We start from the raw sequence: 23,028 nt of genomic DNA on the forward strand, positions 1-23,028 counted from the left end.
TAATGACGCAAATAATGAATGACTTTCATAATGCTTAAGGCTACTTGAGCGGAGGTAGGGAAGCAAGAAAAAAGCGCTTCATATTAAGTAATGACGCGCTTTTCAGAATGGTACTTAGTGTTTCAAGCTACTTAGAACGAGGTTCTTTTGTAAATACGGTACTCTGGTGACCAATAGTTACGTTCAATAGCTTCTTCTAATGCTGAATCAGAAGTTACGGTAGCAACACCTTGTACTTGAGCTTCTTTTGCAACTTGTTTTGCGATATAACGCGAAACTTGCTGAATATCAGCCAGTAAAGGTAACAGTGAACCATCACCATCTTTTGCCATTGGTGAGCAATCTGCTAATGCACGGCTTGCAACCATTAACATGGCATCAGTAACACGTTTTGCACCACAAGCGATAACACCTAGTCCAATACCTGGGAAGATATAAGAGTTGTTGCATTGTGCAATTGGATACTCTTTATCTTTGTATTTAACTGGTGCAAATGGACTACCCGTTGCGACTAAAGCTTGTCCATCAGTCCAATTGATAATATCTTCAGGGCGCGCTTCTACACGAGAAGTTGGGTTAGATAATGGCATTACGATAGGGCGTTCACAGTGTTTGTGCATTTCACGAATAATTTCTTCAGTGAATAAACCTGCTTGTCCTGAAACACCAATCAAAATAGTTGGTTTTGCATTTTTAACCACTTCTAACAGTGAAATTGCATCGCTTTCGGTTTCCCAATCAGCAATGGTTTCACTTTTTTGAATAAGTTTGCTTTGGAAATCAAGTAGATTTGGCAGTTTGTCTGTTAATAAGCCAAAACGGTCAACCATAAAGATACGTTCACGCGCTTGCTCATCACTTAAACCTTCAGATTTCATTTGGGCAATGATTTGCTCAGCAATACCGCAACCTGCAGAGCCTGCACCTAAGAAAGTGACAGTTTGGTCTTTTAATTGGCGACCAGCAGCACGACTTGCTGCAATTAAGCTACCTAAAGTAACAGACGCTGTACCTTGAATATCATCGTTAAAGCAACATAGCTCATCACGATAACGGTTTAATAAAGGCATCGCATTTTTTTGTGCGAAATCTTCGAATTGCAGTAAAACATTTGGCCAGCGACGTTTAACAGCTTGAATAAACTCATCAACAAACTCGTTATATTCATCACCTGTAATGCGAGGATGACGCCATCCCATATACAGAGGATCGTTTAAACGTTGTGGATTGTTAGTACCAACATCAAGTACGACAGGCAGTGTGTACGCTGGGCTAATACCACCACACGCGGTATATAAAGAGAGTTTACCGATAGGAATACCCATACCACCGATACCTTGGTCACCTAGACCAAGAATACGTTCGCCATCTGTTACAACAATGACTTTTACGTTCTGTTTCGTGGCGTTTTGTAGCATATCATCGATATTGGCGCGGTTAGGGTAAGAGATAAATAAACCACGAGCACGACGATAAATATCAGAGAAATGTTCACAAGCTTCACCTACTGTTGGTGTGTAAATGATAGGCATCATTTCAGTTAGGTGAGATTCCAATAGACGGTAAAACAGGGTTTCATTGGTATCTTGGATATTTCGTAGGTAAATATGTTTATCGTTATCGTTTTTGAAATCAAGATATTGGCGATAAGCGCGTTCGACCTGCTCTTCGATGGTTTCAACTGCTTCAGGCAGTAAACCATGTAAGTTAAAGGTGCTGCGTTCTTCTTCGCTGAAAGCACTACCTTTATTTAACAGGGGAAATTCAAGCAGGATGGGACCTGCATACGGGATGTAGAGAGGGCGTTTACTTTCGTGTTCCAGTTCCATGAAAAATACTCTTGTAAGGCAGTTAGTCACATGACAATTGTAGATCCTACAAAATAATAAAAATATGTACAGCTTATGTTATTTTTTTATGATTTTTATGCTTAGAAATGAGAGATAGATACGGTTGTTACAACTTTTTCTGGTAAGCATCAGCAAAATTTACATGCTGATGCTTTTTTAGGAGAGATTTTTAGAGGAATAAGTTAAAACTTTTTACAAAGTGATGCGTTGCATTTGGCGACAACCTAAAGTAGTTAATGTTGCTTGTGTTGCATCCCATTGCGTTAAAATTGTTTCTGTTTTTTCGATTAAGACAGCAGATTCAATATCCATTACACTTTCACCTGCCATATTTAACAAAATTAATGCGGCTTGTAATGGCGGTAAACTTGGGTTGAATGCGGCATTTTCTGCGTAACTACCTTGGAAAATCTTGCCACTTTTCATTTGAACAGCAATACCACTATGTGACTCACTATAAGGTGCATGGCTACGATTAGCGGCTTGTAGTGCCTGTTGTGCTAATTCACTAGGATTATCAATTTTGTAACCGTGATTAACTTTGTCCATTAATAAAGAGGTGATATTGAGATCTTTCGGGCCAAAGCTATCAGGTAAATAATCACCTAATGTTGCCATTTTTCTACCCGGTAACTGAATTTGAATATGGGTGCCACTGTTCAATTCGTTCATAAACTGGCGACAGTGACCACAAGGTGTATAGTTAACAGTGACGGAGATTAAGCGAGATTCACCACGTAACCATGCATGAGTCACAGCACTTTGTTCAGCGTGAACAGTTTGTTGTAGCGGAGCGCCAGCAAATTCCATATTGGCACCGAAGTAGAGATTACCACTTTCACCACGCGCAACTGCACCGACTTTAAAATTAGAGATAGGTGCAACAGCACAAGCAGCAGCAACAGGTAAAAGTGCTAGGGCTAAGGCATCATCATTACATTGTAACTGTGTTTTTATGGCGTTGACCTGTTCTGCCGTAAACATTGCAGGGAATTCATCCTGCTCAAGATAAGGAGCAAGTGCTTGTTGTAACTGAGGGGATAAATCTGACCAAACTGCCTGAAAACGAGTATGCATACATGAGTCTCCCATTAATCTTTCTGTATTATAAGATTCTAGGCATCTTTACCCATTCTTATATGTGATGAAAATCATATTTTCAATGAAACAATTGCAACAAATTCATTAATTGAGAGATATATCTCAAATTTATAGCATTTTTCTCAAAAATAGTGAGATGAAAAATCTCCAAAGGGAATGAAATTTTAATTGAACACTTCTGTGATAACTCGCTAATCCAAATCTATTAATGCCGTACTTATAAAATAAACGTTTATTTCTTGTAAATAGCGAATGAATTAATGGAAAATTTCCAACACCTTATTTGCGTGTTATAGGAAAAAACCCCCTTTATGATTGAAGTGAAATTGCAAATTGGCTTGCTTCTAAAGGCTTAGTTGATACTGAAATAGTGAAAAATGCACATTTTACATCAATGATTAATATGGCATTGAAACTTAGAAAGGGTGAATTAACCGAAGTATCTTTATTAATTTCTGAATTGGCATAAAAAAACCTTCGTCTTAATTAGGCGAAGGTTTTTGTTTTACCACTGGAAATGAGATTAACTATAAAGATGCAAAATAATAGGGAAGATAAACGGAGCAAGTAAAGAGGTAATAATCCCGCAGGTCATTAATGCTAATGAACTATAAGCACCTTCGATATAATCCACTTCTGCCGCTCTTGCTGTTCCTACTGCATGCGAAACGGTTCCCATCGCTAATCCCCGAGAGGCGTGAGTTGGAATTCGCAATATCTTGAATAGAGTGTGACCAAAAATGGCACCTAAAATACCTACTGCAATAACACATGCAGCACTGATTGCAGGAATACCACCTATGGAGTCTGCAACTGCCATTGCGATAGGTGTTGTGACTGATTTAGGTAAGACTGATGCGGCAATTTCGGGAGTTGCTCCTGCCCATAAGGCAATCGCAGTACCACTGACCATGGCAGCAACACTACCAATAAAGCAAATACTTATCAGTGATTTCCATTGTGCGCGAATTTGGTGTAATTGCTGATAAAGCGGGATAGCTAAAGCAACAACGGCAGGTTGTAATAAATCATTTAAAATACGACTACCAGCAAAATAGTGTTCGTAAGGAGTATGTGTAATTAACAAGATAGGAATAATAACCGCAATACCAATAAGTAAAGGGTTCAATATAGGTAATTTATAACGAGCAGCAAGTTTACGTGATAAATAAAAGATAATTATGGTTAAAGGAAGTGACCACCATATATTCATTAACACTAACATTTTTTCTTCTCACTTAATGCTTTATCATCATCTTTTTCTTTTGTTTCAATAACATCTTCAACTTGATCTGGTTTTGAACCTACGATAATACGCTCCCGATGAACATAATGTGAACAGTAAGCAACCAGTGCCATAACCCCAAACGTACTGACTATACAGGCTAAAACGATAGGGAAAAGCTGCTGACTAAGTAAATCATAATAATTCATTACGGCTACCCCGATAGGGATAAAGAGTAATGACATATTTTTCAGCAGGATATTGGCGCCAGGTTTAACCCAACGCAAAGGGATAAGCTGGAAAGCAAGTAAACCAAAAAGGATCAGTAACCCAACAATACTGCCTGGAACCGCAAAGGGTAGGAGGGCTGAAATAAGATTACCAGCAAAAAGACAAAGATAAAGTACCAAAAAAGATCGTAGATAATGCCAAAGTGTAATCTGCAATCGTGCCCGTTTAGATTTCATAAGTAAGTGTCCCAAATCAACTAACAGAATTATCATACACCGATTTTGAAAGTGTGCTATGGATCACAATAAAAAAAGAGCGGGGCTCTAATAGAACCCCGCCATGTATTTATTTGGCAAATGAATCTTGGTTGTTATTTCACTTGTTGGCCCGGTTTTGCACCAGAATCTGGGCTGAGTAAGAAGATATCTTTATCGCCAGGGCCTGCTGCCATTACCATGCCTTCTGAAATACCAAAACGCATTTTACGAGGTGCTAAGTTTGCCACCATTACCGTTAAGCGACCTTCTAACACTTTAGGATCTGGGTATGCAGTACGAATACCTGAGAATACTTGGCGAGTTTCGCCTCCTAAGTCCAAAATTAGTTTCAGCAGTTTGTCTGAGCCTTCAACAAAATCGGCTTGTTTAATTTCAGCAATACGCATATCGATTTTCGCAAAATCATCAAACTTGATGGTCTCTTGAATTGGTGAATCTGCTAATGGACCTGTCACTTCTTTTACAGGTGCAATGGTGCTTTTTGATGCTTCAACCATTGCATTGGCTTTATCCATTTCAATGCGGTTAAACAACGCTTTGAATTTAGTGATCTCTTGGCCTAACAGTGGTTGTTCTAGTGCATCCCATGTTAATTGGGTTTGTAAAAAGGCTTCTGAACGTTCTGTTAGTGAAGGTAATACTGGTTTCAGATACGTCATCAACACGCGGAATAAGTTAATTCCCATTGTACAGATTGCTTGTAACTGAGCATCTTGACCTTCTTGTTTTGCCACTACCCAAGGCGCTTTTTCGTCGATATAACGGTTAGCTTCGTCTGCTAATGCCATGATTTCACGAACAGCTTTACTAAATTCACGATTTTCAAATGATTGTGCAATGGTTTCTTTCATATCAACAAAGTGTTGATAAAGCTTAGCATCATCTAAAGAATCTGCTAATTTGCCATCAAAACGCTTGCTGATAAAACCTGCTGTACGCGATGCAAGGTTAACCACTTTATTAACAATGTCACTGTTTACACGTTGAACAAAGTCTTCTAAGTTTAGGTCAATATCGTCAATGCGTGATGAAAGTTTTGCTGCATAGTAATAACGTAGGCAATCTGCATCAAAATGGTCAAGATAAGCGCGAGCAGTAATAAAGGTGCCGCGAGATTTTGACATCTTCGCACCATTTACGGTGACATAACCGTGAACAAACAAGTTTGTTGGTTTGCGATATTCGCTACCTTCTAACATTGCAGGCCAGAATAAGCTGTGGAAATAGACGATATCTTTACCAATAAAGTGATAAAGGTCAGCTTTGCTGTCTTTATTCCAAAACTCATCAAAACTTAAATCACCACGTTTTTCACATAAGTTTAAGAATGAACTCATGTAGCCAATCGGCGCATCTAGCCATACATAGAAATATTTACCCGGTGCATCAGGAATTTCGAAACCGAAATAAGGCGCGTCACGAGTGATATCCCACTGTTGTAAACCACTGTCGAACCATTCTTGCATTTTATTCGCAACTTGTTCTTGCAGTGCACCAGAGCGGATCCACTCTTGTAACATATTGCTAAATGCAGGTAAGTCGAAGAAATAGTGTTCTGTTTCGCGCATTACAGGCGTTGAACCTGATACGACAGAGCGTGGATTAATTAATTCTGTTGGGCTGTAAGTTGAGCCACAAACTTCACAGTTATCACCATATTGGTCTTGCGCTTTACATTTAGGGCAAGTGCCTTTTACAAAACGGTCAGGCAGGAACATGCCTTTTTCTTCATCATAAAGCTGAGAAATTGTTTTACTTTTGATGTGACCATTCTTTTTCAGTGCCAGATAAATTTTAGTCGATAATTGGCGACTCTCTTCACTGTGTGTAGAGTGATAATTGTCATAACTGATATTGAAGCCTGCAAAATCCTGCTGATGCTCTTTGCTCATTTCTTCAATCATGGCTTCTGGAGTTATACCCAATTGTTGAGCTTTCAGCATAATTGGAGTGCCGTGGGCATCGTCAGCGCAGATGAAATGAACTTCTTTGCCGCGCATTCGTTGATAACGGACCCAGATATCTGCCTGAATGTGCTCAAGGATATGACCGAGATGAATTGAACCGTTAGCATAAGGTAACGCGCAGGTTACCAATAATTTATTCGCGACGTGAGACATAGTAAGGATCTTACTTCCATAAAATTAATAAAAGGGACTTTGATGGTAACCGATCCGTCATGATGTCGCTAGGGCAATAATCGAGTTTTTGCAAGAGAAATTTCAGTTGGCAAATTGAGGTAAGGCATTATCGTAGTCATCTACTATCTGATATGATAGATGCACTCATATATTTAATAAATAATGAAAACGAGAGGAGCCGGGATGAGTGATAAATCCCCCGAGCAGACCACCCCTGAGATTCTGAACGAAAAAGTTTCAGGTGTCTTGTCTACTTTTGAACACCCGACATTGAAACGTAATCTGCTTTCTCTAAAAGCATTACATCAATGTGCGATGATTGACGATGTTCTTCATATCGAATTAGTGATGCCATTTGTTTGGAAAAAACCTTTCCAAGTCCTAATCGAAGAAAAAACAGCTGAACTTCGCAACATCACTGGTGCAAAAGCCATTGAATGGAAACTCAAGCACAATATTTCAACCTTACGTCGCGCAAATGATCTGCCTGGTGTTAATGGTGTTCGTAATATTCTTGCAGTGAGCTCTGGTAAAGGTGGCGTAGGTAAATCAAGTACAGCAGTTAACCTTGCATTAGCACTTGCACAAGAAGGCGCTAAAGTAGGTATTCTTGATGCTGATATTTATGGTCCGTCTATTCCTAATATGTTGGGTACCACAATGGAGCGTCCAACGTCTCCTGATGGACAACATATGGCACCGATTATGGCTTATGGTTTAGCGTCTAACTCTATCGGTTATTTAGTCACTGATGATAATGCGATGGTATGGCGTGGTCCTATGGCGAGCAAAGCATTAATGCAAATGCTCCAAGATACGCTGTGGCCTGACTTGGATTATTTGGTTATCGATATGCCACCGGGAACAGGTGATATTCAATTAACCTTATCTCAAAATATCCCAGTAACTGCTGCTGTTGTAGTAACAACACCACAAGATATTGCGCTGGTGGATGCGATGAAAGGGATTGTCATGTTTAAGAAAGTCAATGTGCCTGTATTAGGTATTATTGAAAACATGAGCGCACATATTTGTAGCAACTGTGGTCACCTTGAACCTATCTTTGGTACTGGTGGTGCGGCGAAATTGGCTGAGAAGTATCATTGCGAATTATTAGGTCAAGTTCCTCTTCATATCTCTTTACGTGAAGACTTAGACCGCGGACAACCAACAGTGATGCGTGATCCTGAAGGCGAGTTTGCTGATATTTATCGCGAAATCGCATCAACAGTTTCTGCTCAAATGTATTGGGATGGAGATGCAATCCCAACGGAAATTTCTTTCCGCGCAGTGTAATTGCTGTTCAATAATACATTGAATTATTTGCTGATTTAAATGGAGAGTCATTTGGCTTTCCATTTTTTACATGCGATTTCCGACTGTTTTTGATAAAAAACAAATAGATTTCTGGTTTTACGCTGGAACCAGAGTGATTTCAAAACTATAATCTGCGCTAGCGTAATATTTACATATTATTACGTTATCCCTCTTTTTATTTCAAACCAGGTTTTTGATTATGGCTGACACAGCACATCAGTGCACAATTGTAGGTATCGCTGGAGCTTCTGCTTCGGGTAAAAGTCTTATTGCAAGTACGCTTTACCGCGAATTAAGAGCGCAAGTAGGTGATCATAATATCGGTGTGATACCAGAAGATTGTTATTATCGTGACCAAAGTGATTTAACGATGGAAGAACGATATAAGGTCAATTATGACCACCCAAATTCGATGGATCACGCACTTTTATATCAGCATTTGTGTGAACTCAAAGCAGGAAAAACCATCGAACTCCCTCAATATGACTACGTTGCTCACACTCGCAAAGCAGAATCCATTCCTTTTCAACCCAAAAAAGTTATTATCATTGAAGGCATCTTATTATTAACAGATAAACGCCTGCGTGAAGAGATGGATTTCTCTATCTTTGTTGATACGCCATTAGATATTTGCTTAATGCGTAGAATTAAACGTGATGTGAATGAACGTGGACGTAGCTTAGACTCAGTCATTGAACAATATAATAAAACCGTTCGTCCTATGTTCTTCCAGTTTATTGAACCTTCTAAACAATATGCCGATATTATTGTTCCTAGAGGGGGTAAAAACCGTGTTGCGATTGATATTCTGAAAGCAAAAATTGGTCAGTTCTGCGAATAATAGATTCATTTGTGGGCAGCTTTCATGCATGATGAAACTGCCTGTTTAATTTGAAGAAGGAAATAAAATGCGATTATGCGACCGTGATATTATTCAGTGGCTGGATGAAGGTAAATTAGTCATTGAACCCCGCCCGCCCATCGAGCGAATTAACGGCGCAACAGCAGATGTTTGCTTAGGAAACCAATTCCGTGTTTTCCAAGGTCATACTGCAGCTTATATTGATTTAAGTGGCCCTAAGGCAGAAGTGAATGCAGCGCTAGAGCGTGTAATGAGTGATGAAATTGTTTTACCTGAAGGTGAGGCATTTTTCTTACATCCTGGTGAATTAGCGTTAGCTGTGACACTTGAATCAGTCACTTTGCCTGACAATGTTGTTGGATGGTTAGATGGACGCTCATCATTAGCTCGTTTAGGTTTAATGGTGCATGTTACCGCTCATCGTATTGATCCCGGCTGGCATGGACAAATCGTATTAGAGTTTTTCAATTCAGGTAAACTGCCTCTTGCATTAAGACCGGGTATGGTGATTGGTGCATTAAGCTTTGAACCTATGTCTGGTTCTGCTGATAGACCTTATAATCGTCGTCAAGATGCAAAATATAAAAATCAACAAGGTGCAGTTGGTAGTCGGATTAGTGAAGATTAACTATCTTTATAATCATTATTATCATATTTCACTAAACGGGTAATTGTATGAAAAGGTTTCTGACAACACTGGCTATTTTGCTTGTGGTGATTTTGGCAGGCTTAACAGCGTTAGTTTTACTCATTAACCCGAATGATTTCCGTGGATACCTTGTTGAAAGGGTCGAAAAACAAAGCGGTTATAAACTTACATTACAAGATGATATGCGTTGGCATGTATGGCCAAAGTTAAGCATTATTAGTGGTAAAATGTCATTGACAGCACCCGGTGCTGAAATGCCTTTAATTACAGCCGATAATATGCGTCTTGATGTTGAGTTATTACCGCTACTTTCTCATCAACTTGAAGTAAAAGAAGTCATGCTTAAAGGTGCCGTTGTTCGCCAAACACCAGAAAGCAAAGCTATTCCTAAAATATCACCGCCTTCTACTCCTCGAGATATTTCTCGCCCAGTACCAGTAATCGAACCTAGAGCCAATAATTGGCAATTGAATATCGCCAAAATAAAAATTTCAGACAGCTTAATTATTTGGCAAATGAAAGATGGTGAGCAGCTTAATTTACGTGATATTAATTTATCGTTGAAAACAGACGAGAAAAAACAAGTTAGTCTTGAGATGACCACGAAAGTGAATCGTGACCGTCGTGAGATCACTCTAAATGTTGCCGCTAATGCGGATATGAACAGTTATCCTTACAAAATTGTAGGTAATATCACACAGTTAGATTATGCTTTATCAGGAATAGGTATCCCTGAAAATGGCATAGCAGGAAGTTTAACCTCAGATTTTACGATCCAAAATGAAGGTGTGAGAAAAATTTCACTTGATAACTTAAATCTCACTGCTAATGATAGCCAACTGCAAGGTAATATCAGTGCGGAATTTGCAGGTAAAACACGTTATCAGGTTGATTTAAAAGGTGAACAATTAAATTTAAATACGTTGTTACCAGAGCTAGCTGCGGCTAAAACAACGGAAACCGTATTATTGGCCCCTAAAGATAATAAGGCGCCATCATCATTTTCATTATTTAATACTGCACATGCAGCGCCAGCGCCAAATACCACAATTATGGCAAAGCCGGTTATTACTTCGGTTACTATTGAAAATAAAGAATATGATTTAACGCATTGGGGGGATATTGAATTTACCCTGAAATTAGCACTGAATAAGCTTCTTTATAAAGATTTAGAGATTAATAATTTTAAACTTGATGCGCTAAATAATCCTAATTCGCTGAATATTCAAACCTTAACAGGGCACGTTCTTCAAGGTGACTTCTCACTTCCAACTGTTATCTCTACAAGCATTGTGCCAGCACATATCAGCGTGGATGTCACAATGAACAATATTCCATTACAGCCGCTATTGCGTGTGTTTAATCAACCTGAAAATTTCAGTGGATTAATTTCGGTAAAAGGGAATTTAGAAGGTGCGGGATATAACCGAAAAGCCTTTTATCATTATTGGCAAGGTACGCTCAATACATCTGTTAGCCAATTTAAAATGCAAGGATTAAATGTCCCGCAGGTTATTCAGCAATCAGTCGCTCAAGCGACAGATAAAGTAATTTATCCTGAAGATATTGAGAGTTACACCCAAGCAGATAATGTCATTGCCCAATTTAAATTAACCCCAAAAGGACAATTGACGGTTAGTTCCCTTGATGCTCAAGCTGATGCTTATCAAATTAAAGGGCAGGGTAAAGTTAACCTTCAACGTCATGATCTTGATGTAACATTATTGGTTAATATTAAAAAAGGGTGGGGTAAAGAAAATGAATTTATTCGCCAACTGGCTAAAATTGATATTCCTTTAAGGCTTTATGGGGATTGGAATGCAGTGCAATATGAACTTAATATTGAAAAATTACTGCGTGATCAATTACAGCAAAAAGCGAAACAAGCCATCGATAATTGGCTAAATAAACAAGATGCTGAAAGCCCTGAAGTAAAAGCACTTAATCAGCTATTGAAGAAAATCTAATTTCACGATTTTTAACTTCATCACATTCTTAATAAAAGCACACTATTTTGATAATGGTGTGCTTTTTGCTTTATATCTATCATTTAATTTATGTTTTGAATGAAAAGTAAGCATTCGTGCTATGTATATGTAAAAAAATAGTCGTTTTTTTTGATATATGTCATACACTGCAACGTTGCCTTTGGGCAGAGTGTGTCAATCGCACTAAACGCAAAAATGATGATAAAAATAAAAAACTTCATTTTATAAATGACTACGTTAGACAGGATAAATAAATGATTGAAATTCTTATCGGCGCCTTCGTTGCTGTAGGCGTTGGACGTTATATTGTAAAAGGCTATTCACCAACCGGTGTTTTAATGACAGGTGGTCTGTTATTACTGATCATCAGCGTTATTATGGGAAGAGCTGTTTTACCTGCAAGTGCAACTGCGACAGGCTATGGCTTAATCGATATTGTTGAGTATGTGAAAAATCTACTAATGAGCCGTGGTGGCGATTTAGGTATGATGATCATGATACTTTGTGGTTTTGCTTCTTATATGACACACATCGGTGCTAATGATGTTGTTGTTAAATTAGCATCACGCCCACTAAAAATGATTAACTCACCATATCTTTTGATGGTTGCGGCTTACATTGTTGCATGTTTGATGTCACTGGCTGTTTCATCAGCAACAGGTTTAGGGGTGTTGTTAATGGCAACTCTATTTCCTGTTATGGTGAATATGGGAATTAGTCGCGGTGCTGCTGCTGCAATTTGTGCGTCTCCAGCTTCTATTATTTTAGCGCCAACATCAGGTGATGTTATTTTAGCCGCTGAAGCGTCTCAAATGCCGCTGATTGATTTCGCATTTAAAACCACATTACCTATCTCTATTGCTGCAATTATTGGTATGTGTATCGCTCATTTCTTCTGGCAGCGTTATCTTGACCGTAAAGAGCATATCGAAACAGAAATGTTAGACGTGAATGAGATCAAAACTCACGCACCAAGTTTCTATGCGATTTTACCTTTCACACCAATTATCGGTGTTCTCGTTTTTGATGGTAAATGGTTACCAGAACTTCATATCGTTGCCATTATCATCATCTGTATGATTTTAGCGGCTATTATCGAATTTATTCGCAGCTTCAGTGCAAAACAAGTTTTTGAAGGTTTAGAAGTTGCTTACCGCGGTATGGCAGATGCATTTGCTCAAGTTGTTATGTTATTAGTCGCAGCAGGGGTATTTGCTCAAGGTTTAACAACAGTTGGCTTTATTAATGCATTAATTGAAGGTGCTCAGTCATTAGGTTCAGGTGCGATTGTGATGATGATTGCATTGGTATTAATTACCATGTTAGCGGCAATGACCACAGGCTCTGGTAACGCACCATTCTATGCATTTGTTGAATTAATTCCTCGTTTAGCAAGCAATATGGGCGTTAACCCAGCTTATTTAACGATTCCAATGTTACAAGCTTCAAACTTAGGCCGTACATTATCACCTGTTTCTGGTGTTGTGGTTGCAGTATCAGGTATGGCAAAAATTTCACCTTTCGAAGTGATGAAACGTGTTTCTGTTCCTGTATTAGTTGGTCTTGTTATTGTCATTGTTGCGACTGAAATTCTTGTACCAAGTACATTGGGTTAATTGTTACTGTATTGAATTAATCTAAGATTATTGTTTTAAATTTTATTGGCGGGCTTTGTGATAAAACAAAGCCCGTTTTTTATTGGCTTAAGAAAAGTTGTATAGAAAATAATTATTTAAACTGAATAAAGGCATATGCGACTTTTTTAGTACCTTCATATATTTCAAATTTTTCTAATTCTTCTAATAAATGATGAGGGGCATGTTCAACTAAAAATTGCATATTACCCTCACTTATCCAATGTTTAGACTCTTGTTGTGTGTGAAAGATTTCAATCGCAAGGTCCCAATTATTTGGTTCGTAAGGTAGTTGAGTGGTTGGATAATAAAAACCACTCAAAGGAGGTGGTGATAGTCTTCCTCCTTCAACAGAGGTTAACCAAACGATTTTAACGCTGACATTGGTATGCATATTATTTTCCAGTAGACACAATCTTCAGATAAAAAATATCCGCCATAAAGGCGGATATTTAAAGTGTTAATTGAGATTACGCTTCGTCTACGTCCTCATTATCGTCAGTTTTAGGTTCAACGATACGTACTTTATTAATTCGATGGTTATTCACTTCTAATGGTTCAAACTCAATACCATCAATCAAGATTTTTTCACCAACGGTTGGTACGCGTTGTAAGTGTTCCATTAACAAGCCCGCTAAGGTTTCATACTCACGTTTTTCATCCAATTTGATTGGAATATAAAGCACTAAGTCTTCAAGTGGTGTAAAGCCATTAACTGTCCATGACCCATCTTCATTTTGAACTAAGTCATGACGCGAATCGTTTTCTTCAGAACTGACTGGCAAGTTACCCGCGATGGTTTCCATAACGTCAGTCAGCGTCACGATCCCTTCTACTGAACCAAATTCATCTACGACAAAAGCAAAGTGTGTATGAGCACTACGGAACTGCTCTAACGCTTGCAGCAAGGATAAACCTTCAGGGAAGATCAATGGTTGTGTGACCAGTAAACGTAAGTTTAGAGGCTCATTACGCAATTGTTGATTCAACAGTTGAATAATATTGACCACACCAATGGGTTCATCGCTATATTGTTCATCCGTGATCACGAGGCGAGAGTGCGGATCCTTTTCCAACAATTGGCGGATATCATCTTGTGTTGCATTCAAGTCTACGTATTCAACATCATGGCGAGACGTCATGATACTGTTCACATTACGTTGGCTTAAACCAAGCACACGCACAATCATTTGGCGCTCTTGAGGATCAAACACTTCTTCTGAACTGGAGACTAAATCAGATGTGTGAGGATCTAATTCAGAAGATTCAGACTTACCATTAATAATACGTAACACCGCTTCTGCTGTGCGTTCACGTAAAGAGCGGGAAGCAGACAAGAAGCGACGACGGTTAAATTGTGCTAGCTGATTAAAGACTTCTATCATGATAGAGAAGCCAATCGCTGCATACAGGTAACCTTTTGGAATGGCGTAACCAAAGCCTTCGGCAACTAATGCAAAACCAATCATCAGCAAGAAGCTTAAACACAAGATAACAATGGTTGGGTGATTATTGACGAAATTTGTTAGAGGCTTACTTGCAAGGATCATCAAGAACATTGCAATAGTGACAGCCGCAATCATAACGCCTAAATGATCAACCATACCCACAGCGGTTATCACTGAGTCAAGCGAGAATACCGCATCTAGCACGATAATTTGTGCAACAACAGACCAAAAGCTGGTCGTTTTGCGTTGTTTCCCTTCGTTGTGATCTTTACCTTCTAGCCGTTCATTAAGCTCCATAGTGGCTTTAAACAGCAAGAATATCCCTCCGAGAAGCATAATTAAATCTCTCGCACTGAAAGGGTGATCAAACAGTGTAATAAGAGGTTTTGTCAGAGTGATAAGCCAAGAGAGACTAAATAACAACACAATCCGCATAACAAGGGCACACAATAAGCCTGTTATACGAGCTTTATCTCTTAGTTTTGCTGGGAGTTTATCTGCCAGAATAGCAATGAAAACAAGGTTATCAATACCAAGTACGATTTCGAGAACAATTAGGGTGGAAAGTCCTACCCAGATCGTCGGATCCAAGATCCATTCCATACAGTTTGTTTTACCTTCTATAAAGACGGCATATGCCGACTTGGGAATAATGAGCAATTTGAAGGAAATTTTCAATAAATTATTATCGATCGCAGGGGAATAATTTCATTTTGTCTAAAAGATTGTGATACCAATTACATCAATAACTACCACCAAGTGAGAGAGTGAGTTACTATGTGATCAGGTTAACAAATTGTCAGTACATTGATACTGGCAGGTTTATTTTCAGACGGGAGTTATTTTCATGTCAAAACAGCAAATCGGCGTGGTTGGTATGGCAGTTATGGGACGTAACCTTGCGCTAAATATTGAAAGCCGTGGTTATTCTGTATCTATTTACAACCGCTCAAGCGATAAAACCAACGAAGTTATCGCTGAAAATCCAGGTAAAAAACTGGTTCCGAATTATTCTATTGAAGAGTTTGTTGATTCGTTAGAAAAACCGCGCCGTATTTTATTAATGGTAAAAGCGGGTGAAGCAACGGATAAAACAATTGCTGCATTGACACCGCATTTAGATAAAGGCGATATCCTTATCGATGGCGGAAATACTTTCTTTAAAGACACCATTCGTCGTAACCGTGAATTATCAGCACAAGGTTTTAACTTCATTGGTACTGGTGTCTCTGGTGGTGAAGAAGGCGCATTAAAAGGCCCTTCAATCATGCCGGGTGGACAAAAAGAAGCTTACGAATTAGTTGCTCCAATATTGGAGAAAATTGCGGCTGTTGCTGAAGGCGAACCTTGTGTGACTTATATCGGTGCTGATGGCGCGGGTCACTATGTGAAAATGGTTCACAACGGTATCGAATATGGCGATATGCAACTGATTGCAGAAGCGTATTCAGTATTAAAACACTCTTTAGGTCTAACTAATGAAGAATTAGCAGAAACCTTTACCGAGTGGAATAAAGGTGAATTAAGTAGCTACCTGATTGAAATTACTGCGGATATTTTCCGTAAAAAAGATGACGAAGGTAAATACCTTGTTGACGTTATTCTTGATGAAGCGGCAAATAAAGGTACAGGTAAATGGACTAGCCAAAGCTCTTTAGACTTAGGCGTACCAGTTACTCTTATCACTGAGTCTGTATTTGCTCGTTATATCTCTTCATTAAAAGATCAACGTGTTGCTGCATCTAAAGTATTATCAGGCCCAACACCCAAAGCATTCTCTGGCGATAAAAAAGCCTTTATTGAAAATGTACGTCGCGCACTGTATTTAGGTAAAATTGTCTCTTATGCTCAAGGTTTCCAACAACTGAAAGCAGCATCAGACGAATATAACTGGGATTTAAACTACGGTGAAATCGCGAAGATTTTCCGTGCGGGTTGTATTATTCGTGCTCAATTCCTGCAAAAAATTACAGATGCTTATAATGAAGATGCAAGCATTGCAAATCTGCTGTTAGCACCATATTTCAAACAAATTGCTGATGATTACCAACAAGCTTTACGTGATGTTGTTTGTTATGGAGTGCAAGCAGGTATTCCTACTCCAACATTCTCTGCTGCTATTTCTTACTACGATAGCTATCGTGCAGAAGTGTTACCAGCAAACTTAATCCAAGCTCAACGTGACTACTTTGGTGCGCATACTTATAAACGTACTGATAAAGATGGCGTATTCCATACAGAGTGGATGGAATAAATAGATTTAATATTAGGTTATATAATTAAAATATAACAAAGAAAAGGTGCTCAAATTGAGTACCTTTTTTATTTAATGAAAATAAATATCCAATTATTTATATTGCAGGGTATAAACAACACTACTATTAACTTTACCAGCCGTTGTTGTGCTTGTTGCATAATATTGAATGGTATAAGGTAATGTGGCTAAAAAGTGTCGACCTCAATCTTCACATATCATTTTCTATTGGCAGATCTTTCTAATAGAGGTATTGCTCTTTCTTCTCCCCAGCTTTGTAGTGCCGCTAAAACGTGAGAGAGTGATTCTCCATCTTCACTGAGTTTATATTCAACTTTGGGCGGAATCTCAGCATACACTTTGCGCTCAATAAGCCCATCAGATTCAAGTTCACGTAACTGTTTAGTCAGCATTCGAGGCGTTATTGAAATAAGTTTTCTTTTTAGCTCATTAAATCGCAGTATTTTTCCCTGTAAATGGTAAAGGATCATACCTTTTCCTTTACCTCCCATTAGCTCTAAAGACGCTTCAACAGGGCATCCATCATAGGTGTAGTCGTTATATCTATTCTTTTTGACAGTATCCATTTGTATCCTATATACATAAATTGTACGTACTTGTCAGATAGTAAATTATAATTAAAATGTGCTCGATACAAGTGTCTTACTTTGGAATAGGTGTAATAAATGAATTTATTAAAGATATTGAAAACACGTTATGCGACAAAACATTTTGATAAAAACAAAGTGATCCCTGAGCAAGAATTAGAACAAATTAAAGCATTATTACAACTAAGCCCATCAAGTGTGAACACTCAACCATGGCATTTTATCATCGCGAAAACTGATGATGCTAAGCAGAAAATTGCTGGCTCAACAGAGGGTGGATATGAGTTCAATAAAGAGAAAATATTAAGTGCTTCACATGTTGTGGTTATGTGTGCAAGAAATACGTTATCTGAAGAATATCTCTCTCATTTGCTTGAATTAGAAGATCAAGCAGGACGATATCCAGAAGCCGAATTTAAAGAGCAAAATAATCTCGCAAGATCATTTTTTGTTAATCTACATGAAAAACAACTTGGTGATTTATCTCATTGGATAGAGAAGCAGGTTTATTTAAATATGGGATCACTATTACTAGGTGCCGCAACGTTAGGAATAGATGCTCTTCCAATGGAAGGTTTTGATTTATCAAAAATAGATTCAACATTTTCTTTAAATGATAAAGGTCTTCATGCTGTGACAATTGTTGCATTAGGTTATAGAGAAGAAGATGATTTCAACTACAATTTGCCAAAATCAAGATTGCCACAAAGTGAAATTATCACAGATATTTAGATTTTAAGTTTTTGATTTAAACCTCACTTTATTAAGTGAGGTTTTTTCATTATAGCTTTTATTTTAGTTAATGATTATCGTTGTTTAATAAGCTCAGTAATATCTATTTTATCTGATGTAAGATCGGTATCTAAATGAGTCTCTTTAGATATTTTCCCACTAAAAACATCATTCATTCTTTGTTTATCTAATGCATTTTCCCAGCGAGCGACAACAATACAGGCGCAAGCGTTACCGACAAGATTAGTTAATGCACGACACTCTGACATAAAGCGATCAATACCTAGAATTAATGCCATACCTGCGACGGGAACGCTAGGTACTACTGATAATGTTGCAGCTAAAGTAATAAAACCAGCTCCTGTCACACCTGCTGCGCCTTTTGAGCTAATCATAGCAACTAAGAGTAATGTAATTTGTTCTGTTAACGATAAATCAACGCCCGTTGCTTGTGCAATAAATAGGGCAGCCATGGTCATATAAATATTAGTGCCATCTAAATTAAAGGAATAACCTGTAGGAATAACTAAGCCGACGACTGATTTTTTACAACCCAGTTTTTCCATTTTACTCATTAATGTAGGTAGTGCGGCTTCAGATGAAGATGTACCTAATACAAGCCAGAGCTCATCTTTTATGTACTTAATTAAAGAGAGGATAGAAAAGCCATTATATTTAGCAACCGCACCTAAAACCACTAACACAAAAAGTAATGCGGTTAAATAAAAAGTAATTACCAACAACATTAAATTGCCAATGGAAGAAATACCATATTTGCCTATTGTAAAAGCCATTGCGCCAAAAGCACCAATCGGCGCTAATTTCATTAGCATACCAACCATCTTAAAGACGGGTTCACAAAGATGTTGTAAGAATTTTAATACAGGCTCACCTCGTGATCCTGTTGATGCTAATGCTAAGCCAAAAACCACAGAAACAAACAGTACTTGTAAGATATTACCGTTTACTAGTGGGCTAACGATAGTATCAGGGATGATATTCATGAAAAAATCAACGAGAGAAGAGTTATGTGCCTGTGTGACATACATTTCTACTCGGCTACTATCTAATGACTCAGGAGAGATATTTAAACCATCACCAGGACGAATAACATTGGCAGTGATTAATCCAATGATGAGCGCAATCGTAGAAAATGTAAGAAAGTAAATCATTGATTTACCAGCTACTTTTCCGACGGCTTTCATATTATTCATACCAGCAATGCCTGTCACTACGGTTAGAAAGATAACAGGTGCGATGATCATTTTTACTATTTTGATAAACCCATCACCCAAAGGTTTGAATGACTCACCAATATCAGGGTAAAAATGTCCTAATAGAATACCGAAAATGATAGCAATAATAACTTGGATATATAACACACGATAAAAGGGGAGCTTGCGGGATGAAGTCTGCATAAAAATTCCCTGTAACTGAAAGATATTGACTAAATAAAAAAGAAATTATGATGTAAATTATTATTTACATTTATTATGTTGTGACAGGTAACTTAAAGGTATGCGTAAATCAGGTCAATAAAATAAAGTTGATTTTATCAAATATTGTGCTCTTCATCTAAAAAATTAGATTTAATTTCAATTTATCGCTATTTGTGGAATTTATTTTTCTTAAATCAATAAGTTAATGAAATTATAATTTGTTTTAATTTATTGTATTTCTTTAAAATTATGTATATTTTGTTTTGTTTTTTGGTGAATAAAATGATTAAAATGTAAAAAATATGGGGTGAGGAGGGGAAAATGGGGGGTGTGATTATAATTATTTGTTTTTATTGAGTTTTTTGTTAAGGGAGAAATGAGCTACTGATAAACCCTTCAATATAAATAAACTCTAACCAACAAACAAATAAGCATTCAGAAAGAACAATAATAAAGGCGAGTATTGAAGGAAACTCTGAAGTATCTCTTACCAAGATAAAAAAACGAAGTAGCATGATTGCAGAAAACAGAATTTTTATTGCTAAAGCAAATGCAACAAAATAAATAGCGATATATAGAGAGAAAACACGGTGACACAACAACGATATAAAAAAGAACAATACTACTAACAATTATTATGGCAGAACCACCCAACCAATATTTAAAAAATCATAAAAATAAGCAAATAATAATCTATGAGAAAAAGAGACAATAATAAATAAATTATAAAAAAGACAAGTGTTTGTTCGTAGTGGTAAGGAATATAAAAAATAAAAGAGCACATCAGCGCTCTTTTATAGATCATAGAAAATGGTCTTTATTTTACTGGGATTTTAATTGCATTGTCAGATTCAATTTCAATAGGCGCTAATGGAGCATCTTCAATAAATTCACTTGATGCTCTGCCACTAAAGACATCATTCATTCTTTCTTTATCTAAAGCATTTTCCCAACGAGCAACAACTATGCAGGCGCAAGCATTACCCACAAGATTAGTTAATGCACGACACTCTGACATAAAGCGGTCAATTCCTAGAATTAATGCCATACCCGCGACAGGAACACTAGGTACAACAGATAAGGTGGCAGCTAAAGTAATAAAACCAGCACCAGTCACACCCGCTGCACCTTTTGAACTTATCATGGCAACTAAGAGTAGTGTGATCTGCTCTGTCAATGAAAGATCAATACCTGTCGCTTGTGCAATAAATAGAGCCGCCATGGTCATGTAGATGTTAGTACCGTCTAAGTTAAAGGAATAACCTGTTGGAATAACTAAACCGACAACTGATTTTTTACAACCTACATTTTCCATTTTACGCATTAAGCTAGGTAATGCTGCTTCTGAAGAAGAGGTACCTAATACTAACCAAAGTTCATCTTTAATATATTTAATTAACGAGAGAATAGAGAAGCCGTTATATTTTGCAACAGCACCTAACACGACAAGAACGAATAATAATGAAGTTATATAGAAAGTTAGAACAAGTAATACCAAGTTACTGATTGATGAAATACCATACTTACCAATAGTAAAGGCCATTGCACCAAAAGCACCGATAGGGGCTAATTTCATTAGCATACCGACCATTTTGAATACAGGTTCAGAAAAGTTTTGTAAAAACTTAAGAACCGGCTCTCCTCGAGTACCAATAGACGCTAAGGCAATACCAAAGACCACAGAAACAAACAGAACTTGTAAGATATTACCGTTAACTAATGGGCTGACAACAGTATCAGGGATGATATTCATCAAGAAACCAACAATCGAAGAGTCATGTGCTTTTGCTACATAACTTTCTACTTTGCTTGCATCTAATGAGGCAGGGGAAATATTCAATCCATCACCAGGACGAATAATATTCGCGACAATCAAACCAATAATTAATGCAATGGTAGAGAAACTCAGGAAGTAAGCCATGGATTTACCCGCGACAGTACCTACCGCTTTCATATTATTCATACCTGCAATACCTGTTACCACAGTTAAGAAGATAACAGGTGCGATGATCATTTTTACAATTTTGATAAATCCATCACCAAGCGGTTTAAAGGATTCACCCACGTCAGGGTAAAAATGCCCAAGCAAGATACCGAGTAAGATGGCGACGATAACTTGCACGTATAGCACTTTATAAAGTGGTTGTTTTTTAGTTGAAGTTTGCATGAAGATTTCCCTGCACCTATTGGTACATTGTTTATATATTTATTTGTATGTTAGAAAATAACCGACATGTAAATAAGATTTTACATTATTGTATTTTTATTGGAGCTAACTTAAATGTACGAGTAAATCAGGTCAATAACATAAAATCTATTTAGTTAATTATTGAGTGCTGAATCGAAAAAAATAGTTAAAAATTTCTGTTTTGTACATTCTGTAGCGTTATAGCCAAGGTAATATGAAATTAATGGAATTTATTCTGATTTATTGATTATTTTTGGTGTTAAATGTTGGCGTTTTTTTAGGTTAGATTATCTAATATTACTTTCTGGTGTGTAAATCTATATATACAATAAGAATAGATATCATGATAACAATTACCCTTAACTGAATTATGATTAGGGTAATTGTTAAAAATAAATCAGTTATTTTTATTACTCACTTTCTTCATCTCGAATAAAAGAGATTAATTCAGGTTGTGCAATACGTTTGTAATCTTGCGTATTAAGAATAATTGAGCGCTCTAGTGTTCCTGCATTAAAAGCAAGCTCATCAAAACGTTCAAAGAGCAGAGGGTCAGCCACAAGTTTTAATGAAGGGTGGAAACTAAAAGGAGGGATTGCACCAAATACGCATTGAGTAAGATCATCCACTTCTTTAGGGCTTGCTAGAGATGCCCTTGTTCCACCAATTTGGTGAGCAAGTTTTGATAGATCGGCTTGTTTATCGGCGGGTAATATTGCAAGAACATGTTGTTTAATGCCGTTACCTTTTATATGGCAAACAAGTCCTTTTGCTCCCTGTCCTAATTGTGTTCCTCTGATTTTTGCAACTTCTTCAGAACGACCTGCGGTAGGGTGTTCCATTACACGATAAGTAGCGTGGTTGTTATCTAATAAAGTAGTAAGTTGCTCAAAAATAGTCAAAGACATCAATGGCTCCTGATTTAATAAGTTATTTATTTAGGGTCATTATACGACTTTAAAAAAAATATTCTGCTGTGATGTTCACGGCTGGTTTTGATTATTTTGATAAGCTTTTCAAATTATTTTGTTACAAATGATAATATGTTAATAGTATTATCCTATTGAATTAATAGGGTAATTG

18 protein-coding genes and 1 pseudogene are annotated in these 23,028 nt (G+C 37.4%); 7 read left to right on the forward strand and 12 right to left on the reverse strand.

Annotated features, from left to right (window positions below; genetic code table 11):
* Positions 1-131: 131 nt before the first annotated feature.
* The 5 genes from C0T34_RS06655 to metG all read right to left on the reverse strand — a co-directional run bounded on the left by C0T34_RS06655 (position 132) and on the right by metG (position 6,805).
* Positions 132-1,829, reverse strand: a complete 1,698-nt coding sequence (locus tag C0T34_RS06655; protein WP_088493349.1) for an NAD-dependent malic enzyme — start codon at positions 1,827-1,829, stop codon at positions 132-134.
* 213 nt (positions 1,830-2,042) lie between these two features.
* Positions 2,043-2,927: a cytidine deaminase gene (gene cdd / locus C0T34_RS06660; RefSeq protein WP_109849887.1), complete on the reverse strand. Its 885-nt coding sequence runs from the start codon at positions 2,925-2,927 to the stop codon at positions 2,043-2,045.
* A gap of 547 nt (positions 2,928-3,474) precedes the next feature.
* The gene (locus C0T34_RS06665; protein ID WP_192876265.1) at positions 3,475-4,176 is read right to left on the reverse strand and encodes a CidB/LrgB family autolysis modulator; all 702 of its coding nucleotides are present in this window, start codon (positions 4,174-4,176) and stop codon (positions 3,475-3,477) included.
* Positions 4,170-4,643: a CidA/LrgA family protein gene (locus C0T34_RS06670; protein ID WP_098943792.1), complete on the reverse strand. Its 474-nt coding sequence runs from the start codon at positions 4,641-4,643 to the stop codon at positions 4,170-4,172. The genes C0T34_RS06665 and C0T34_RS06670 overlap by 7 nt, the downstream gene beginning before the upstream one ends.
* A 134-nt stretch (positions 4,644-4,777) precedes the next feature.
* Positions 4,778-6,805: a methionine--tRNA ligase gene (gene metG, locus C0T34_RS06675; protein ID WP_098943791.1), complete on the reverse strand. Its 2,028-nt coding sequence runs from the start codon at positions 6,803-6,805 to the stop codon at positions 4,778-4,780.
* A 204-nt stretch (positions 6,806-7,009) separates the two neighbouring features.
* On the opposite strand from metG, the gene apbC reads away from it, so the two are divergent.
* The 5 genes from apbC to dcuC all read left to right on the forward strand — a co-directional run bounded on the left by apbC (position 7,010) and on the right by dcuC (position 13,258).
* Entirely contained in the window at positions 7,010-8,122 is a 1,113-nt protein-coding gene (gene apbC / locus C0T34_RS06680; protein WP_075672537.1) for an iron-sulfur cluster carrier protein ApbC, read from the forward strand.
* Positions 8,123-8,342: 220 nt separating this feature from the next.
* The gene (udk, locus tag C0T34_RS06685) at positions 8,343-8,984 is read left to right on the forward strand and encodes a uridine kinase (protein WP_023581260.1); all 642 of its coding nucleotides are present in this window, start codon (positions 8,343-8,345) and stop codon (positions 8,982-8,984) included.
* A gap of 67 nt (positions 8,985-9,051) precedes the next feature.
* Positions 9,052-9,633, forward strand: a complete 582-nt coding sequence (dcd, locus tag C0T34_RS06690) for a dCTP deaminase (RefSeq protein WP_075672535.1) — start codon at positions 9,052-9,054, stop codon at positions 9,631-9,633.
* Between the two features lie 47 nt (positions 9,634-9,680).
* Positions 9,681-11,621 carry an outer membrane assembly protein AsmA gene (asmA, locus tag C0T34_RS06695; RefSeq protein ID WP_098943790.1) on the forward strand — a complete coding sequence of 647 codons (1,941 nt, stop codon included), beginning with the start codon at positions 9,681-9,683 and terminating at the stop codon, positions 11,619-11,621.
* A gap of 275 nt (positions 11,622-11,896) precedes the next feature.
* Positions 11,897-13,258: an anaerobic C4-dicarboxylate transporter DcuC gene (dcuC, locus tag C0T34_RS06700; RefSeq protein ID WP_069367549.1), complete on the forward strand. Its 1,362-nt coding sequence runs from the start codon at positions 11,897-11,899 to the stop codon at positions 13,256-13,258.
* 112 nt (positions 13,259-13,370) lie between these two features.
* On the opposite strand, the gene C0T34_RS06705 is transcribed toward dcuC, so the two are convergent.
* Together C0T34_RS06705 and C0T34_RS06710 are read right to left on the reverse strand one after the other, a co-directional pair.
* Positions 13,371-13,670, reverse strand: coding sequence for a hypothetical protein (locus C0T34_RS06705; protein WP_109849888.1), 300 nt, complete (start codon positions 13,668-13,670; stop codon positions 13,371-13,373).
* A gap of 76 nt (positions 13,671-13,746) precedes the next feature.
* Entirely contained in the window at positions 13,747-15,327 is a 1,581-nt protein-coding gene (locus tag C0T34_RS06710; RefSeq protein WP_098943788.1) for a TerC family protein, read from the reverse strand.
* A 244-nt stretch (positions 15,328-15,571) separates the two neighbouring features.
* On the opposite strand from C0T34_RS06710, the gene gndA reads away from it, so the two are divergent.
* Positions 15,572-16,978: an NADP-dependent phosphogluconate dehydrogenase gene (gene gndA / locus C0T34_RS06715; RefSeq protein ID WP_023581264.1), complete on the forward strand. Its 1,407-nt coding sequence runs from the start codon at positions 15,572-15,574 to the stop codon at positions 16,976-16,978.
* A gap of 93 nt (positions 16,979-17,071) precedes the next feature.
* Here the strand turns inward: gndA and C0T34_RS18300 are convergent.
* Both C0T34_RS18300 and C0T34_RS06725 read right to left on the reverse strand, forming a co-directional pair.
* A pseudogene (locus C0T34_RS18300) lies at positions 17,072-17,167 on the reverse strand (type 1 fimbrial protein); the annotation flags it as partial.
* Between the two features lie 29 nt (positions 17,168-17,196).
* Complete coding sequence (locus tag C0T34_RS06725; RefSeq protein ID WP_075672530.1) at positions 17,197-17,565, reverse strand: helix-turn-helix domain-containing protein; 369 nt, start codon at positions 17,563-17,565, stop codon at positions 17,197-17,199.
* Between the two features lie 99 nt (positions 17,566-17,664).
* Between C0T34_RS06725 and nfsB the strand changes: the two genes are divergently transcribed.
* Positions 17,665-18,318 carry an oxygen-insensitive NAD(P)H nitroreductase gene (nfsB, locus tag C0T34_RS06730; RefSeq protein WP_109849889.1) on the forward strand — a complete coding sequence of 218 codons (654 nt, stop codon included), beginning with the start codon at positions 17,665-17,667 and terminating at the stop codon, positions 18,316-18,318.
* A 74-nt stretch (positions 18,319-18,392) separates the two neighbouring features.
* Here nfsB and C0T34_RS06735 read toward each other — a convergent pair whose 3' ends face one another.
* The 3 genes from C0T34_RS06735 to C0T34_RS06745 form a co-directional block, all read right to left on the reverse strand.
* Entirely contained in the window at positions 18,393-19,736 is a 1,344-nt protein-coding gene (locus tag C0T34_RS06735) for a dicarboxylate/amino acid:cation symporter (RefSeq protein WP_098943786.1), read from the reverse strand.
* 838 nt (positions 19,737-20,574) lie between these two features.
* Positions 20,575-21,924, reverse strand: a complete 1,350-nt coding sequence (locus tag C0T34_RS06740) for a dicarboxylate/amino acid:cation symporter (protein WP_204100975.1) — start codon at positions 21,922-21,924, stop codon at positions 20,575-20,577.
* Between the two features lie 431 nt (positions 21,925-22,355).
* Positions 22,356-22,853, reverse strand: coding sequence for a YbaK/prolyl-tRNA synthetase associated domain-containing protein (locus C0T34_RS06745; RefSeq protein WP_098943785.1), 498 nt, complete (start codon positions 22,851-22,853; stop codon positions 22,356-22,358).
* Positions 22,854-23,028: the final 175 nt, after the last annotated feature.

Origin of the sequence: Proteus sp. CA142267 (genome assembly GCF_003336825.1) — a bacterium.
Lineage (GTDB): Bacteria > Pseudomonadota > Gammaproteobacteria > Enterobacterales > Enterobacteriaceae > Proteus > Proteus terrae.

Coding starts and splice junctions, on each gene's coding strand:
- C0T34_RS06725 (WP_075672530.1), bottom strand. CDS start 17,565: ATGGATACTGTCAAAAAGAATAGATATAACGACTACACCTATGATGGA.
- C0T34_RS06665 (WP_192876265.1), bottom strand. CDS start 4,176: ATGTTAGTGTTAATGAATATATGGTGGTCACTTCCTTTAACCATAATT.
- C0T34_RS06740 (WP_204100975.1), bottom strand. CDS start 21,924: ATGCAAACTTCAACTAAAAAACAACCACTTTATAAAGTGCTATACGTG.
- C0T34_RS06745 (WP_098943785.1), bottom strand. CDS start 22,853: ATGTCTTTGACTATTTTTGAGCAACTTACTACTTTATTAGATAACAAC.
- nfsB (WP_109849889.1), top strand. CDS start 17,665: ATGAATTTATTAAAGATATTGAAAACACGTTATGCGACAAAACATTTT.
- dcd (WP_075672535.1), top strand. CDS start 9,052: ATGCGATTATGCGACCGTGATATTATTCAGTGGCTGGATGAAGGTAAA.
- metG (WP_098943791.1), bottom strand. CDS start 6,805: ATGTCTCACGTCGCGAATAAATTATTGGTAACCTGCGCGTTACCTTAT.
- asmA (WP_098943790.1), top strand. CDS start 9,681: ATGAAAAGGTTTCTGACAACACTGGCTATTTTGCTTGTGGTGATTTTG.
- C0T34_RS06710 (WP_098943788.1), bottom strand. CDS start 15,327: ATGGAATGGATCTTGGATCCGACGATCTGGGTAGGACTTTCCACCCTA.
- C0T34_RS06670 (WP_098943792.1), bottom strand. CDS start 4,643: ATGAAATCTAAACGGGCACGATTGCAGATTACACTTTGGCATTATCTA.
- cdd (WP_109849887.1), bottom strand. CDS start 2,927: ATGCATACTCGTTTTCAGGCAGTTTGGTCAGATTTATCCCCTCAGTTA.
- C0T34_RS06735 (WP_098943786.1), bottom strand. CDS start 19,736: ATGCAGACTTCATCCCGCAAGCTCCCCTTTTATCGTGTGTTATATATC.
- C0T34_RS06705 (WP_109849888.1), bottom strand. CDS start 13,670: ATGCATACCAATGTCAGCGTTAAAATCGTTTGGTTAACCTCTGTTGAA.
- dcuC (WP_069367549.1), top strand. CDS start 11,897: ATGATTGAAATTCTTATCGGCGCCTTCGTTGCTGTAGGCGTTGGACGT.
- apbC (WP_075672537.1), top strand. CDS start 7,010: ATGAGTGATAAATCCCCCGAGCAGACCACCCCTGAGATTCTGAACGAA.
- C0T34_RS06655 (WP_088493349.1), bottom strand. CDS start 1,829: ATGGAACTGGAACACGAAAGTAAACGCCCTCTCTACATCCCGTATGCA.
- udk (WP_023581260.1), top strand. CDS start 8,343: ATGGCTGACACAGCACATCAGTGCACAATTGTAGGTATCGCTGGAGCT.
- gndA (WP_023581264.1), top strand. CDS start 15,572: ATGTCAAAACAGCAAATCGGCGTGGTTGGTATGGCAGTTATGGGACGT.